Below are 15,021 nucleotides of genomic sequence, written 5' to 3' on the forward strand. Positions count from 1 at the left end.
GTCTGACCGCCGGTCAGATCGCCGACTGCACCGAGGCCGATGCCTTGATCGACGGCCTCGGCGAAGGCGATATTCTTCTGGCCGACAAGGGCTATGACAGCAATGCCATCCGCGCCAAGGCCGCCGAGCGGAAGGCCTGGGCCAACATCCCGCCAAAGGCCAACCGGAAGGGAACCTTCGTCTTTTCGCCCTGGATCTATCGCCAGAGGAACCTTGTGGAGAGGTTCTTCAATCGCATCAAGCAGTTCCGAGGCGTCGCAACGCGCTATGACAAGCGCCCGGAGAACTACCTCGCAGCCGTAAAGCTCGTGGCAGCCAGGCTCTGGTGCAAGAGCTTATGAGTCTACGGCCTAAGGCTGGTCCGGCTTGCGGGTCGGCAGCACCATGGCCTCCTGCACCATGCCGCCGCCCTCGGCACCGGGGGCGGAGGCGGTGAGGGCGGACTCGTCGGTGCATTCCTTCACCCAGATGTCGTAGACGGGGTGTTGGAGCCCCGACAGGGACGGGCTGTCGGCGAACATCCAGCCGCTGAAGATGGGCGCGTCGGGGCCGTCGCCCACCGTCTGCACCGTTTCCCCCCACGAACTGTCGTCGCGGATCTCGACGAAGGCCGCCTGGTGCGGCGTGGTGGAGACGGGCGTCGTGCGGCAGGCCCGCACCGTCACCCGCAGGCCGTAGAAGCGGGCCGTCTCGCCCACCGTCACGGGGATTTCGCGCACCCGGCCCATCTGCTTGTCGAGCGCGCGCAGCACGGCGTAGCGGGTGGGCACGAAATCATCCGGCGTGATGGCCGACTGGGCGGCGGCCGGTCCGCCGTGGGCGAAGCCGGCGGCGAGGGCGGCCAGGGTGGCGAGGCCGAATGGGGCGGTGGCGGTGCGCATGACGGAAGTCCTCCTCGCCATACTTACGCACAAGAGGTAGGAGAGGTGGCCCGTCCGGAGGAATCACCACCCTTTGACGCACGGTCCGTTGCCCCTAAGATGCGGCAGCGATTCGAGAGGCTGTTCAGCATGCGTGTCATTCTCGCCGACGATCATTCCATCATCCGGGCAGCCCTGCGGGCGGTCGTGGTCGACATCGATGCGACCGCCGAGATCGTCGAGACCGGCTCCTTCGACGCCCTGGAGGCGACGCTGGCCGATTTCGACCGGCGCCCCGCCAATTTGGTGGTGCTCGACCTGCGCATGCCGGGCTACCGCGGGCAGGACCAGATCCAGGCCATCGTCGAGCGCGTGGCGCCGTGCCCGGTCGCCATCTTCTCCATGAGCGAAGACCCCGAGGAAATGCGCGCCCTGCTCGGCCTCGGCGTGCGGGCCTTCATTCCGAAGTCGACGGAACACCCGGTGCTCGGCGGCGTGCTGCGCATCGTGCTGGCCGGCGGAACCTACGTGCCGCCGGTGCTGGGCTTCGGCGGCGGTGGCGCGCCCGTGGCGCCGCCGGTGACCGAGGTGCTGCGGTCCGTACCGTCCGCAGCCGGCTCCGGCGCCTCCCGCGCCGCCCTGCCGCCGGCGGTGGCCGGGCTGACGCGGCGTCAGCGCGAGGTCATGGACCTGCTCGCCGAAGGCCTCTCCAACGCCGAGATCTGCGAGCGCATGGGCCTCAACCTGTCGACGGTGAAGGCCCACGTCTCCGGCGTGCTGCGGGCGCTGGGCGTCGACAGCCGCACCCAGGCGGCCCTACGCATCCGGGAAGTGCTCGGCCGGCGCTGACGCCTGGCGGCAATCCACCGTGAAGCAGGCGCCGCGGCCGGGGTGGGACTTCACCCACACGCGGTGGCCCATGAGCCTGCACAGCCGGTCGACGATGGCGAGGCCGAGGCCGAGGCCTTCGCTGCGGTCGTGCGTCGCGTCGCCGACCTGGACGAACTCCTGGAAGATGCGCAGGTGGTCGGCCGGCGCGATGCCGACGCCGGAATCGTAGATCTGCAGCCACACCCGGCCGCCGCGCCGGCGGGCGCCGATCACGAGCCCCCCCTCCTGCGTATAGCGCACAGCGTTGCCGACGAGGTTGCGCAGGATGCGCTCCATCAGCAGCGGGTCGGTCTCCACCCACAGGTCCGGGGCGACGACGTTCAGCCGCAGGTCCTTGTCGAGCGCCTGCGGCCCGAACTCGGCGGCGAGGCCGTGCAGCAGCGGCCGCACCGCCACGGGGCGCAGCGTCGGCGTCACCGTGCCGGCCTCCAGCTTGGACACCTCCAGCACCGAGTTCACCAGATGGCGCAGCGAGCCCTGGGTGCGCCGCAGGTCGGTCAGTACGGCGCGGCCGCGATCGCTCAGATCCTCGCCGTCGAGCAGGCCGGTGAACATCTCGGCGGCCTGCAGGGGCTGCAGCATGTCGTGGCCGGCGGCGGCCAGGAAGCGTGACTTGCTGCGGTTGGCCTTCTCCGCCTCCGCCTTGGCGTCGGCCAGTTCGCGGGTGCGCTCGGCGACGCGGGCCTCGAGGTCTTCGTTGGCGCGGCGGAGCGACTCCGACATGCGGTCGATGCGGTCGAACTGGCTGCGGATGCGCCCGACCATGGGCCGGAAAATGAGCGAGGCCTCCAGCAGCAGGGTCAGCAGCGTCATCGCGACGAGCATGAGTTCCATGCGGCGGAGATCCTCCAGGGCTCTCTCGCCGTCCAACTGATACTGAAGGACTATCTTGTCCAAACCATCCAGCAGCGCACCCGGTCCTTGCGTCAGGACGAGGCGCACGGCCTCCGCTTCCGCCGACAGTTCCTCGGGCGCCGCCTCGGCCACCAGGCGGGCGGCGGCGGCATACCGCTCCACCTGCTCGTGCAGCGACGGCGTGCCGGCGAAGTAGAGGCCCTGGACTTCGGGACTGGTCGGCCCCGGCACGTCCAGCTGCGCGCTGCCGAAGGCCAGCGCCCGGTGGGCGGTGGCGAACTGCTCCACCGCCTCGCGCAGCTCCGTCACGCAGTCGGCGCGGGACGACACGCAGCGGTTCTCCACCAGCTTTTCCACGTAGAGCGCGATGCGCTGGCTGAGCATGCGCTGGCGGCCGGACATGTTGACCACCGCCAGCGTGCGATCGTGGGCCGCCACCAGCGCCTGGAAGGCCCCGAGTCCGGCCACGGCGAGCAAGGCCACCGCCGCCAGCGCCACCACGTAGCGCCGCGTCATCCAGCCTGTCGGCCGATGCTTTGGTACTGCAGCGGAGTTGTCGGGAACTGCGCCTGTTCCGGTGCGCATGCTGATCCTGATCCTGTCGCGAGTAAGAAAATCGGCGGAAATGGCGGAAAGCCAAATGTTCTCTAAAGTCGACTATTTCGCTCTCTATTATACCCTACTAGTTCCCTCAGTTGATATGCGGTCTTTGGGACGGTACAAAGGTATCATGTTTCGACCGGCCTCGGAGGGGCCGCATGACCGCCGCACCCAGCACCGCAGTATCGCCTGCCTCACTCACCCGCCGCGGCCTGTTCCGTCGGCTGGCCGGGGCCTCGACGGCTGAAGCGCTGCGGCCGCCGTTCGCGGTGGCGGAGGCGGACTTCACGGACCTCTGCACCCGCTGCGGCGACTGTGCGGCGGCGTGCCCGCCCGGGATCATTGTCATGGCGGGCGGGTACCCGGAAGTCAATTTCCACCAAAGCGGATGCGACTTCTGCGGCCGCTGCGCCGATGCCTGCCGCGACCATGCCCTGGTGCGCGGCGCCGCCGCCGGGTGGCGCCACGCCGTCGCCGTCGCCGACTCCTGCCTGGCGGCGCAGGGCGTCGTCTGCCGGGTGTGCGGCGAGCAGTGCGAGGCCGGCGCCATCCGCTTCCGTCCCGCTGTCGGCGGCCGCGCCGCCCCCGTCGTCGATCCCGCCGCCTGCACCGGCTGCGGCGCCTGCATCGCGCCGTGCCCCGCGGGTGCGGTTTCCGTCGCTTTCGCCTGAAGAACCCGAGGAGGGGAGCCAGACCATGCGGACCGGCCGCTTCGACCATGCCGACCACACCGCGCCCGCCGGCGGGCCGGCGCTGGTCAACATCTGCGGCGTCCTGCTGCACGCGGCGCCGAAATCCGCCGACGCGGTGGCCGAGCGCCTGAGCCTGACGGCCGGCTGCGAGGTCCATGCCCGCACCGGCGACGGCCGCATCGTGGTGGTGATCGAGGACACGCCGGAAGCCACGGCGCTCGATCGCATGCGCCAGTTCACCGAATGGGACGGGGTGGCGGCGTCCTCCCTCGTCTTCCATCAGTTCGAGGACGCTGAAGCCCTGGAAGGGGAGATCGACCAATGACCATCACCCGCCGCACCTTCGTGAAGGCCAACGCCGCCGCCGCCACGGCCGCGGCCGCCGGCATCTCGCTGCCCACGATCGCCTCCGCCGCCGCCGCCGGCGCGGACGGCATCGCGTGGGACAAGGGCGTCTGCCGGTTCTGCGGCACCGGCTGCGGTGTCCTCATCGGCACCAAGGAAGGCCGCGTCGTCGCCACCCAGGGCGACCCCGACGCGCCGGTCAACCGCGGCCTGAACTGCATCAAGGGCTACTTCCTGTCCAAGATCATGTACGGCAAGGACCGGCTGACCCAGCCGCTGCTGCGCATGACCAACGGCAAGTACGACAAGGAAGGCGACTTCCAGCCCATCTCGTGGGATGCGGCCTTCGACATCATGGCCGAGAAGTGGAAGGCGACCCTGAAGGAAAAGGGCCCGACCGCCATCGGCATGTTCGGCTCCGGCCAGTGGACCATCTTCGAGGGCTACGCCGCCGCCAAGCTCATGAAGGCGGGCTTCCGCTCCAACAACCTCGACCCGAACGCGCGCCACTGCATGGCCTCGGCCGTCGCCGGCTTCATGCGCACCTTCGGCATCGACGAGCCCATGGGCTGCTACGACGACCTGGAGCACGCCGACGCCTTCGTGCTGTGGGGCTCCAACATGGCCGAGATGCACCCCATCCTGTGGTCGCGCCTGACCGACCGGCGCCTGACCCACGAAGGCTGCAAGGTCGCCGTGCTGTCGACCTTCGAGCACCGCTGCTACGAACTCGCCGACCTCGGCATTCTGTTCCATCCGCAGTCGGACCTGGCGATCCTCAACTTCATCGCCAACCACATCATCCAGACCGGCCGGGTGAACGAGGCCTTCGTCTCCGCCCACACCAAGTTCAAGAAGGGCGCGACCGACATCGGCTACGGCCTGCGGCCCGAGCATCCGCTGGAGCAGGCGGCGACGGGCAAGGATCCGAACGCGGCGGAAGACTGCGACTTCGCGGCCTACAAGGCTTTCGTGTCCGAGTACACGGCCGAAAAGGCGAGCGAGATTTCCGGCGTGCCGGTGGCGCAGCTGATCGAGCTGGCGGAACTGTATGCCGACCCGAAGGTGAAGGTCGTGTCCTACTGGACCATGGGCTTCAACCAGCACACCCGCGGCACCTGGGCCAACAACCTCGTCTACAACATCCACCTGCTGACGGGGAAGATCTCCGAGCCCGGCAACGGCCCCTTCTCGCTGACCGGCCAGCCTTCGGCCTGCGGCACGGCGCGCGAGGTCGGCACCTTCGCCCATCGCCTGCCGGCCGACATGGTGGTCACCAACCCCGAGCACCGCGCCAAGTCGGAAAAGATCTGGAAGCTGCCCGAGGGCACCATTCCGGAAAAGCCCGGCTACCACGCCGTGCTGCAGAACCGCATGCTGAAGGACGGCAAGCTGAACTGCTACTGGGTGCAGTGCACCAACAACATGCAGGCGGCGCCGAACCTCAACGAGGAAACCTACCCGGGCTACCGCAACCCGGCCAACTTCATCGTCGTGTCGGACCCCTACCCGACGGTGACGGCGCTGTCGGCCGACCTCATCCTGCCGACCGCCATGTGGGCCGAGAAGGAAGGGGCCTACGGCAACGCCGAGCGGCGCACCCAGTTCTGGCGCCAGCAGGTGGAGGCCCCCGGCGAGGCGCGATCGGACCTCTGGCAGCTGATGGAGTTCGCCAAGCGCTTCACCATGGAAGAGGTGTGGCCCGAGGATTTGCTCGCCAAGGCGCCGGACTACCGCGGCAAGACCCTGTTCGACGTGCTCTACGGCAACGGCCAGGTCAACGCCTATCCGCTGACCGAACTGGCGCCGGACCAGCTGAACGATGAAAGCCGCGCCTTCGGCTTCTACGTGCAGAAGGGCCTGTTCGAGGAATACGCCACCTTCGGCCGTGGCAAAGCCCACGATCTGGCGGCCTTCGACCTCTACCACAAGTCGCGCGGCCTGCGCTGGCCGGTGGTGGACGACAAGGAGACGCTGTGGCGCTTCCGCGAAGGCTACGACCCCTACGTCAAGGCCGGCGAGGGCGTGACGTTCTACGGCCAGAAGGACGGCCGCGCGGTGATCTGGGCGCTGCCCTTCGAGCCGGCGGCGGAAAGCCCGGACAAGGACTACGACCTGTGGCTGGTCACGGGGCGCGTGCTGGAACACTGGCACTCGGGCTCCATGACCCGGCGCGTGCCGGAACTGCACAAGGCCTTCCCCAACGCCGTCGTCTTCATGCACCCGGTGGACGCCCGCGACCGCGGCCTGCGGCGGGGCCAGACCGTGAAGCTGCAGACCCGGCGCGGCGAGGTGCTGACCACCGTCGAGACCCGCGGCCGCAACAAGCCGCCCCAGGGCGTGGTGTTCATCCCCTGGTTCGACGAAAGCCAGCTGGTCAACAAGCTGACGCTGGACGCCACCTGTCCGATTTCCAAGGAAACGGACTACAAGAAGGCCGCGTGCCGCGTGGTCGAGGCCTGACGAACGGAGACGGACGGCGGCACCCCGCGTGACCGCCGTCCGCCCCCTCCCGCAGAGGGGTGAGGATCATGGCAGAGCGCACACCCACCACAGACGAGCAGGGCCCGAGCCGGCGCGCCATGCTGACCGGCGCCGCCAAGGCGTGCGGCGCGGCCTGCGTGCTCGCCCTCGGCCTGGGCGCTGTCGCCGGTGCCCAGAAGGGTGCCAAGGCGGCGCAGGCCCTGCGGCCGCCCGGCGCCCTGGCGGAGGACGACTTCCTGGCCGCCTGCGTGCGCTGCGGCCTGTGCGTGCGCGACTGCCCCTACGATACCCTGGTGCTGTCCGGCCTCGGCGGCCCGGCGCAGGTCGGCACCCCCTACTTCCACGCCCGCGCCGTGCCATGCGAGATGTGCGACGACATCCCTTGCGTGAAGGCCTGCCCGACCGGCGCGCTGGACCCGGCGCTGACCGACATCGACGACGCGAAGATGGGCGTCGCCGTGCTGGTCGGCCGCGACACCTGCCTCAACCTGCTCGGCCTGCGCTGCGACGTCTGCTACCGCGTCTGCCCGCTCATCGACAAGGCCATCACGCTGGAGATGCGCCCCAACCCCCGCACCGGCGTCCATGCCGTGTTCGAGCCGGCGGTGCATGCCGACGTCTGCACGGGCTGCGGCAAGTGCGAGAAGGCCTGCGTGCTTCCCGAGGAAGCCGCCATCAAGGTCTTCCCCGTCGCCCAGGCCACCGCCGCCTCGGCCGAGCACTACCGCCTCGGCTGGGAAGAAAAGCGCAAGCGCGGCGAAGCGCTGATCCAGGACACCATCGACCTGCCCGACCGCGGCTATGAGCCGAGCCACGTCGAGCAGACGGAAACCGGCGGCCTGAAAGGGTTCAAGCCATGAGCGCGCCGACCCGTACCGTCGTCACTCGCGAGGCGCCGGCGGCGCTCGCCGTTCGCACCAAGGGTTGGCTGGCCGCCCACAAGTGGCTGATCCTGCGCCGCACCAGCCAGCTCGCCGCCCTCGGCCTGTTCCTGTCCGGCCCGCTGGTCGGCGTGTGGGTGATGAAGGGCACGCTGGCGTCGAGCCGGCTGCTCGACACCATCCCCTTCACCGACCCGCTGGTCTTCGTACAGTCGCTCGCCACCGGCCACGGCCTCGCCGCCACCGCCTGGATCGGCGCCGCCCTGCTGGTCGCCCTCTATGCCGTGGTCGGCGGGCGGGCCTTCTGTTCCTGGGTGTGCCCGGTCAACGTGCTGACCGACGGCGCCCAGCGGGCGCGCGTGCGCCTCGGCGTCAAGGCCAACCTGCCCATGAGCCGGTCCTTGCGCTGGTGGGTGCTGGGCGCGGTCGTCGTCGTCTCGGCGCTGACCGGCGTGGTGGCGTGGGAGGCGGTGAACCCCGTCACCCTGCTGCACCGCGAGCTGGTGTTCGGCGTCGTCTTCGCCGGCTCGCTCGCGTGGACGCTGGTGCTCGGCATCGTGCTGTTCGACGTCTTCGTCGCCAACCGCGGCTGGTGCGGCCATCTGTGCCCCATGGGCGCCACCTACGGCCTGATCGGCCGGCTGAGCCTGACCCGCGTTTCGGCCCGCAACCGCGCCGCCTGCGACAACTGCCTCGCCTGCTACCACGTGTGCCCGGAGCCGCAGATGCTGGCGCCCGTGCTGAAGGGCGATGCGGGCGGCAGCCCCGTCATCCTCGACGGCGCCTGCACCAACTGCGGCCGCTGCATGGACGTCTGCCACCGCGACGTCTTCGCCTTCACCCACCGTTTCGACCGCTCGACGACGGCCGACCGTGCCGCCGAGCCGTCCGCCCATGCTTCACAGGGGAGTGTCTGAGATGCGCCACCACACCAAGCTTCTCGCCGCGGCGCTGGTCGCGCTCGGCCTCGGGGCCGGCCTGCCGGCCGTCGCCGCCGACGTCACGTCGCTGCGCGGCGCGGTCGCCGTCGACGAACTGGACGCCAAGCCGGAGATCTGGGGCGTCGAGGAAGGCAAGGCCTTCGGCCGCGCCTACCGCCAGCAGCCGCCGCTGATCCCCCACCGCGTCGACAAGTACGAGGTCGACCTCAAGACCAACCAGTGCCTGAGCTGCCACGACTGGCCGTTCAACACCGAATTCGGGGCGCCCAAGGTTTCCGAGACCCATTACGTCGACCGCCAGGGCAACCGCCTCGACAACGTCGCGCGCACCCGCTGGTTCTGCACCCAGTGCCACGTGCCGCAGATGGACGCGCCGGAACTGGTCGACAACACCTTCGAGCCGGCGCGCTGACCGCGCCGCTCGTCCTAGAGTTCTGAGGAGGGACCCGTCATGTCCACCGAGCAGGAAAAGCGGCCGAACGTCATCGTGCGCCTGTGGCGCTGGTTCTGGGGCCCGGCCGGCGTGCTGTCGCTGGGCGTGCTGCTGATCGCCGGCTTCGTCGGCGGCATCGTCTTCTGGGGCGGCTTCAACACCGCCATGGAGATGACCAACAACGAAACCTTCTGCATCTCGTGCCACGAGATGGAGAACAACGTCTATGCCGAGTATTCCGGCTCGGTCCACGACACCAATGCCTCGGGCGTGCGCGCCACCTGCCCGGACTGCCACGTGCCGAAGCAGTGGAACCACAAGATGGTCCGCAAGATCCAGGCCTCCAACGAGGTCCTGCACAAGGTGCTCGGCACCATCGACACGCCCGAGAAGTTCGAGGAGCAGCGCCTGCGCATGGCGCAGCGGGTGTGGACCGCCATGAAGACCACCGACAGCCGCGAATGCCGCAACTGCCACGACTTCAAGGCCATGGACGTGGCGCTGCAGAACAAGCGGGCGCGCGAGAACCACCTGCGGGCCACCGATGAGGGCCTGACCTGCATCGACTGCCACAAGGGCATCGCCCACGAGCTGCCCAAGGGTGCCTACGGCATCACGCCCGAGATCGTGAAGGCGCATCCGGCGCCCGCGCCGCAGCCCAAGGGCTGACGGCCGGCGCCCTCCCCACCGGCACGGCCGACAGCTCCCCCGCTCTCCACGGCCGTCCGGCGCCGGCCGCCGGGCCTGCCCTCCTCGGGCCCGGCGGCCTTCCTGTTTGTTGGAACCACCAAGACACAAAGACACCAAGAGGTCGGAGTGTTCGGCTGGCGCCTGTGCTCGGTGCCGAACAACCATTCAGGACGTCGAAAACGAAGAGAGGCTGCGGCTCATCCTGCCGCAGCCTCTTGGTGTCTTCGTGTCTTGGTGGTTAAAGCCGAATGTCCCATCGTTCGGTCTTGCGGCTGGCGCTATTCGTAGCCACCAAGGCACCAAGTACACCAAGACGTCGGTGATCTAAGCGGACACTGCGCCCGGCTTCCTCTGCGAGAAAATTCTCATCGGGAAATAGGAAGAGGCTGCGACATTCCTGCCGCAGCCTCTTGGCGTACTTGGTGCCTTGGTGGCTAAACCGTCACCTCACTCCGCCGCCAGCCGCGGCGCCTCCGCCGCCAGGTCTTCGGCCCGGGCGAAGGTGCGGCCGAAGCGGTTGGCGAGGAAGTCGGCGAGGCGGATGTCCTCCTGCCGCACGAAGCCCTGCTGCGGCAGGCGGCCGTCGGCCAGCAGGTCGAGCACGGCGCAGACGCCCGAGGCGGTGGTCGCCTGGATGCCAGAGTAGAGCTTGCCCTCGATCTCGCGGCCGTAGACCTTGTTGGCGTAGCTTTCCTGCATCAGGCGCCCCTGCTTCCAGCCCGACACGGTCACGAAGATCAGGATGACGTCCTGCATGGTCGCTGGGATGGCGTTCTCCAGGATTTCCTTCAGCATGTCGCGGCGGCTGCCCAGGTTCAGGTCCTGCAGCAGGGCCTTCATGATGTCGCGGTGGCCGGGGTAGCGCACCGACTTGTAGTTCATCACGCGCACCTTGCCGGCCAGCGTCTCGCACAGGGTGCCGAGGCCGCCCGAGGTGTTGAAGGCCTCGTAGCGCACGCCGTCCAGGCTGAACTCCTCGCGTTCCTCCAGCGGCGGCACGCTGGCGAGGCGGCCGTTGACGATGGCCTCGCAGGGTTCGAGGTACTCGTTGATGACGCCTTCCGTCGACCAGGTGAGGTTGTAGTTCAGCGCGTTGCTGGGATAGAGCGGCAGGGCGCCGACGCGCATGCCCACGCTGTCCAGCCGGTCGAAGCGCTGCGCCACGTCGTGGGCGACGATGGAGATGAAGCCGGGCGCGAGGCCGCACTGCGGGATGAAGGCCGACGTGGCGTCCTTGGCGAACGCCTTCACGGCCTTCGTGGAGGCGACGTCCTCGGTCAGGTCCAGGTAGTGGATGCCGGCCTTGCGCGCGGCCTCGGCCACCTTGGTGGTCAGGTCGTAGGGCAGGGCGGACAGCACGGCGAAGCGGCCCTGCATGGCCGCGGCCATGGCGTCGACGTCGGCGGCGTCGAGCACCAGGGTCTGCACCCCCGGCTTCTTCGGCAGGCGGTCGAGGGCGGCCTGCGAGCGGTCCGCCACGGTGACCGCGTAGTCGCCGGTCATGGTGAGGAAGTCACAGATGGTTTCGCCGATCTTGCCGCCGCCGAGAACGAGGATGTCGCGCATGATGCTCTCCCAGGATGTGAAGCCGAGCGCCTTGGTCGGGCTCTTCTGATCCCAGTGTCGCCGTCGTCGCCGTCGATTTGAAGCGGCCGATCTGCCAGAATGGTGCGAGATTGTTGTCGAAACGACGAGAAGGCTGGCGAAATGATGGACGACCTCGACCGGCGGCTGCTCGACTGCCTGCGCCAGGATGCCCGCGCGAGCACGGCGGCGCTGGCCCGCAAGCTGCAGATGTCGCGCTCGACGGTGCAGGCGCGCATCCGCCGGCTGGAGGAGACGGGGGTGATCGCCGGCTATACGGTGCGGCTGACGGAGGACTTCTCGGCCCGCCTCATCCGCGCCCACGTCATGCTGAGCGTCAGCCCCAAGCTGGCGGCCGCCGTGGTCCACGCCCTGCGGCGCATGGACGGCGTGCGGGCGCTGCACACCATAAGCGGTGTCTACGACATGATCGCCCTGACGGCGGCCGAGACCATGGAACAGATGGACGCCCTCATCGACCGCATCGGCGCCCTGGAGGGTGTGGAGCGGACGACCACCTCCATCCTCATGACCACCAAGTTCGAGCGATGAAATCGATCAAAAATCGGTAGACAATCGGCGTGATAATGCGAGCGGTTCGCAATACCTTGGTGTCACGGGATGAGCCCGAGCCACGGAGTGCCGACCATGAAGAGCCTGACCAAGACCATCACCTTCGCCCTGGTGCACTTCACGGTCGCCTTCACCGTGGCCTACATGCTGACCGGCAGCTGGGCGATCTCCTCGGCGCTGGCGCTGGTGGAGCCGGCGGTGAACACGGTCGCCTTCTACTTCCACGAACGGGCGTGGGAGATGCTGGACAAGGCGAAGCGCTGGACCGGCCTGGTGCCGGCGTGAGGGGGCTGTCCCTCGCAGGGAGGGGCTGACGTTTTCACCGTGACCTCAACCACTTGTCATGCCCGGACGTGACAATTATCCAGGATTATCAATTACTTGTCATGCCCGGCCACCGAGCCGGGCATCCACGGCGTGCACTCCGCCGGCCGCCCTGCCGCGGCGTCCACTTCCACGGCGGTCGACCGTGGCGCCGTGGATGGCCGGGTCAAGCCCGGCCATGACAATTATCCAATGTTCTCAGTAACTTGTCATGCCCGGCCTCCGAGCCGGGCATCCACGGCCCCCGCCGCCGGCCGTCCTGCCGCGGCGTCCTCTTCCACGGCGGCCGACCGTGGCGCCGTGGATGGACGGATCAAGCCCGGCCATGACAATTATCCACTGTTCTCAGTAAGTTGTCATGCCCGGCCTCCGAGCCGGGCATCCACGGCGTGCACGCCGCCTGCCGTCCCGCTGTGGCGCCGACTTCCACGGCGGCCGACCGTGGCGCCGTGGATGGCCGGATCAAGTCCGGCCATGACAATTATCGAATGTCCTCAGTAACTTGTCATGCCCGGCCTCCGAGCCGGGCATCCACGCCGTGCACTCCCCCGGCCGCCCTGCCGCAGCGTCGTCTTCCACGGTGGCCGACCGTGGCGCCGTGGGTGGCCGGGTCGAGCCCGGCCATGACATATTTCAACAATTTCAACCACCTACACCCCTCACCCCGCCACCAGCGCCCGCGCCTCCTCGTAGAGCGAGGCGCCATTCTCCACCCGCTCCATCCAGCGCGCCACGACCGGCCGCGTCACCTCCTGCCAGGCGACCCGTTCGGTGGCGTCGAGGCGCACCACCCTGTGCCCTGCGTCCATCGCCGCCTGACGGGCGGGGGCCTCGGCGGTGTCCCAGGCGCGACCGGCGGCGGCCACCAGGGAGGCGCCGGAGGCGGCGTCGATCACCGACCGCAGGTCCGCCGGCAGCCCCTCGTACCGCGCCTTGTTCATGGCGAACAGGAAGGTCGCCGTGTAGAGGTCCGACTCCAGGTGATGGGTCGTCAGCTCGTTGATGCGCAAGGGGCCCACCACCTCCCACGGCAGCAGGGCGCCGCTCACCACGCCGCGCGACAGGGCCTCGTAGGTGTCGGGCACCGGCATGCCGACCGGCGCCGCGCCGAGCGCCGCCAGGGCTTCGCCGATGGGCTTGGAGGGCAGGCGGATGCGCTGGCCGCGCAGGTCGGCGGCGGTGGTCACCGCATCCTCGCGCATGTGCAGGGTGCCCGGCGCGTGGACGTGCAGGGCGAGCGGGTGGACCTCGGCGTACTCGCCGTCGAGCAGGTGCTTCTCCGCATAGGCCCACAGCGCCTTCGATCCGGTCTCGGCGTCGGGCACCATGAAGGGCAGCTCGAACACCTCGGTCTTCGGGAAGCGGCCGGGGGTGTAGCCGGGCAGGGTCCACACCACGTCGGCGACGCCCGTGCGCACCTGGTCGAACAGCTGCGGCGGCTTGCCGCCCATCTGCATGGCCGGGTAGATCTCGACGGTCAACCGCCCGCCGGAGTCCTCCGTCACCGCCTTCGCCCAGGGCTCGATCAGCTGACGCTGCGCCGTCGAGGTGGGCGGCAGGAAGTGGCTGACGCGCAGGGTCACCGGCTCGGCGGCCCGCGCCACCCACGGTGCGGCGGGCAGGGCGGCGGCACCGGCGGCGAGGCCGGCGAGCACGGAACGGCGGCTGACGGCGGGCGTGGGCAACGATCATCCTCCCGATTGCGTTGAGCCGCGGCACCTTACCCAGGCACCCCGAAAGCGTCGAGGGGGCAAGGGGTGAACCGGCGGCTGCGCGGAACCATATTTCCTCACCCGCCGAGTACGTCTTCGGGTGGTGCCGGCGGATCATGGCCGTTAGACTGGCTCGTCCGACGACCATAGGCAGACAGGCGCGGACCGGCCGGCCGGCGCGCAGGACAGACGGGAGGCATCAGACCCACATGACCCGCTTCACTCGCAGGATTCTCGGCGCCGCGCTGGGCGTGGCGCTCGGCACCGCCGCCGCCGGCTCGACCGTCGCCGCCGACACGCTCACCGTCGCCTCGAAGATCGACACCGAGGGTGCGCTGCTCGGCAGCATGATGGTGCAGGCGCTGGAAAGCGCCGGCTACGAGGTGGAGAACAAGGTCCAGCTCGGCCCCACCAACATCGTGCGCAGCGCCATCCTGGCCGGCGAGATCGACCTCTACCCCGAATACACCGGCAACGGCGCCTTCTTCACCAAGACGGCCGACGATCCGGTGTGGAAGGACGCCGACGCCGGCTACGAGAAGATCAAGCAGATGGACCTGGAGCAGAACGACCTGGTCTGGCTGCCGCCGGCGAACGCCAACAACACCTGGGCCATCGCCGTGCGCGGCGACACCGCCCGCGAGCTCGGCCTGAAGACCATGGGCGACTTCGGCAAGTGGGTGAAGGAAGGCGGCCAGGTGAAGCTCGCCGGTTCGGCGGAATTCGTCGAGAGCGCGGCGGCGCTGCCGTCGTTCCAGCAGGCCTACGACTTCACCCTGAACCAGGACCAGTTGCTGGTGCTGTCGGGCGGCAATACCGCCGCCACCATTCGCGCCGCGGCCGAGAAGACCAGCGGCACCAACGCCGCCATGGTCTACGGCACCGACGGCGCCATCGCCGCCGCCGACCTGGTGGTGATGGACGACCCGAAGGGCGTGCAGATGGTCTACGAGCCGGCGCCGGTGGTCCGCAAGGAGGTGCTCGACGCCGACCCGAAGATCGCCGAGGTGCTGAACCCCATCTTCGCGGCGCTCGACCGCGAGACGCTGCAGACCCTCAACGGCAAGATCCAGGTCGACGGCCTGCCGCCCAAGCAGGTGGCGCGGGACTGGCTGGAGAGCAAGAACCTGCTGGGCAAGAGCAACTGAGCGCGGCT

The 15,021-nt window shown here is 69.1% G+C and carries 16 protein-coding genes; 12 read left to right on the plus strand and 4 right to left on the minus strand.

Features of this window, described 5'->3' with window-relative positions:
- A partial coding sequence (locus CRP50_RS23915; protein WP_141415249.1) for an IS5 family transposase occupies nt 1–341 on the plus strand: 341 nt, incomplete at its 5' end.
- A 9-nt stretch (nt 342–350) separates the two neighbouring features.
- Here the strand turns inward: CRP50_RS23915 and CRP50_RS23920 are convergent.
- Complete coding sequence (locus tag CRP50_RS23920) at nt 351–881, minus strand: DUF2155 domain-containing protein (protein WP_176525333.1); 531 nt, start codon at nt 879–881, stop codon at nt 351–353.
- A gap of 129 nt (nt 882–1,010) precedes the next feature.
- Here CRP50_RS23920 and CRP50_RS23925 point away from each other — a divergent pair, with 129 nt between their 5' ends.
- Nucleotides 1,011–1,709 carry a LuxR C-terminal-related transcriptional regulator gene (locus CRP50_RS23925; protein WP_097281723.1) on the plus strand — a complete coding sequence of 233 codons (699 nt, stop codon included), beginning with the start codon at nt 1,011–1,013 and terminating at the stop codon, nt 1,707–1,709.
- Here CRP50_RS23925 and CRP50_RS23930 read toward each other — a convergent pair.
- The gene (locus tag CRP50_RS23930) at nt 1,677–3,122 is read right to left on the minus strand and encodes an ATP-binding protein (protein ID WP_176525334.1); all 1,446 of its coding nucleotides are present in this window, start codon (nt 3,120–3,122) and stop codon (nt 1,677–1,679) included. The genes CRP50_RS23925 and CRP50_RS23930 overlap by 33 nt on opposite strands.
- Nucleotides 3,123–3,364: 242 nt before the next feature.
- Here CRP50_RS23930 and napF point away from each other — a divergent pair, with 242 nt between their 5' ends.
- The 7 genes from napF to CRP50_RS23965 all read left to right on the plus strand — a co-directional run bounded on the left by napF (nt 3,365) and on the right by CRP50_RS23965 (nt 9,651).
- A complete protein-coding gene (napF, locus tag CRP50_RS23935) occupies nt 3,365–3,877 on the plus strand; it encodes a ferredoxin-type protein NapF (RefSeq protein WP_097281725.1) in 513 nt (170 codons plus the stop codon).
- Nucleotides 3,878–3,902: 25 nt separating this feature from the next.
- Nucleotides 3,903–4,223 (plus strand): chaperone NapD, encoded by a 321-nt coding sequence (locus CRP50_RS23940; protein WP_097281726.1) that lies wholly within the window; start codon nt 3,903–3,905, stop codon nt 4,221–4,223.
- The gene (gene napA, locus CRP50_RS23945) at nt 4,220–6,706 is read left to right on the plus strand and encodes a nitrate reductase catalytic subunit NapA (protein ID WP_097281727.1); all 2,487 of its coding nucleotides are present in this window, start codon (nt 4,220–4,222) and stop codon (nt 6,704–6,706) included. Before CRP50_RS23940 ends, napA begins: the two co-directional genes overlap by 4 nt.
- Before the next feature lie 68 nt (nt 6,707–6,774).
- Nucleotides 6,775–7,587, plus strand: a complete 813-nt coding sequence (gene napG / locus CRP50_RS23950) for a ferredoxin-type protein NapG (protein WP_097281728.1) — start codon at nt 6,775–6,777, stop codon at nt 7,585–7,587.
- The gene (napH, locus tag CRP50_RS23955) at nt 7,584–8,525 is read left to right on the plus strand and encodes a quinol dehydrogenase ferredoxin subunit NapH (RefSeq protein ID WP_097281729.1); all 942 of its coding nucleotides are present in this window, start codon (nt 7,584–7,586) and stop codon (nt 8,523–8,525) included. Before napG ends, napH begins: the two co-directional genes overlap by 4 nt.
- A 1-nt stretch (nt 8,526) precedes the next feature.
- On the plus strand, nt 8,527–8,961 hold the full coding sequence (locus CRP50_RS23960) for a nitrate reductase cytochrome c-type subunit (RefSeq protein WP_097281730.1): 435 nt from the start codon (nt 8,527–8,529) through the stop codon (nt 8,959–8,961).
- Between the two features lie 39 nt (nt 8,962–9,000).
- On the plus strand, nt 9,001–9,651 hold the full coding sequence (locus tag CRP50_RS23965; RefSeq protein WP_097281731.1) for a NapC/NirT family cytochrome c: 651 nt from the start codon (nt 9,001–9,003) through the stop codon (nt 9,649–9,651).
- Between the two features lie 468 nt (nt 9,652–10,119).
- Here CRP50_RS23965 and CRP50_RS23970 read toward each other — a convergent pair whose 3' ends face one another.
- A complete protein-coding gene (locus CRP50_RS23970; protein WP_097281732.1) occupies nt 10,120–11,238 on the minus strand; it encodes a saccharopine dehydrogenase family protein in 1,119 nt (372 codons plus the stop codon).
- A gap of 141 nt (nt 11,239–11,379) precedes the next feature.
- On the opposite strand from CRP50_RS23970, the gene CRP50_RS23975 reads away from it, so the two are divergent.
- Together CRP50_RS23975 and CRP50_RS23980 are read left to right on the plus strand one after the other, a co-directional pair.
- The gene (locus CRP50_RS23975) at nt 11,380–11,808 is read left to right on the plus strand and encodes an Lrp/AsnC family transcriptional regulator (protein ID WP_097281733.1); all 429 of its coding nucleotides are present in this window, start codon (nt 11,380–11,382) and stop codon (nt 11,806–11,808) included.
- Nucleotides 11,809–11,904: 96 nt separating this feature from the next.
- On the plus strand, nt 11,905–12,114 hold the full coding sequence (locus CRP50_RS23980; RefSeq protein ID WP_097281734.1) for a DUF2061 domain-containing protein: 210 nt from the start codon (nt 11,905–11,907) through the stop codon (nt 12,112–12,114).
- Nucleotides 12,115–12,812: 698 nt separating this feature from the next.
- Here CRP50_RS23980 and CRP50_RS23985 read toward each other — a convergent pair.
- Nucleotides 12,813–13,838, minus strand: a complete 1,026-nt coding sequence (locus tag CRP50_RS23985; protein ID WP_097281735.1) for a TRAP transporter substrate-binding protein — start codon at nt 13,836–13,838, stop codon at nt 12,813–12,815.
- 236 nt (nt 13,839–14,074) lie between these two features.
- Between CRP50_RS23985 and CRP50_RS23990 the strand changes: the two genes are divergently transcribed.
- The gene (locus CRP50_RS23990) at nt 14,075–15,013 is read left to right on the plus strand and encodes an ABC transporter substrate-binding protein (RefSeq protein WP_097281736.1); all 939 of its coding nucleotides are present in this window, start codon (nt 14,075–14,077) and stop codon (nt 15,011–15,013) included.
- The last annotated feature ends 8 nt before the right edge of the window (nt 15,014–15,021 follow it).

It is taken from the genome of Caenispirillum bisanense (assembly GCF_900230255.1).
GTDB lineage: Bacteria > Pseudomonadota > Alphaproteobacteria > Rhodospirillales > Rhodospirillaceae > Caenispirillum > Caenispirillum bisanense_A.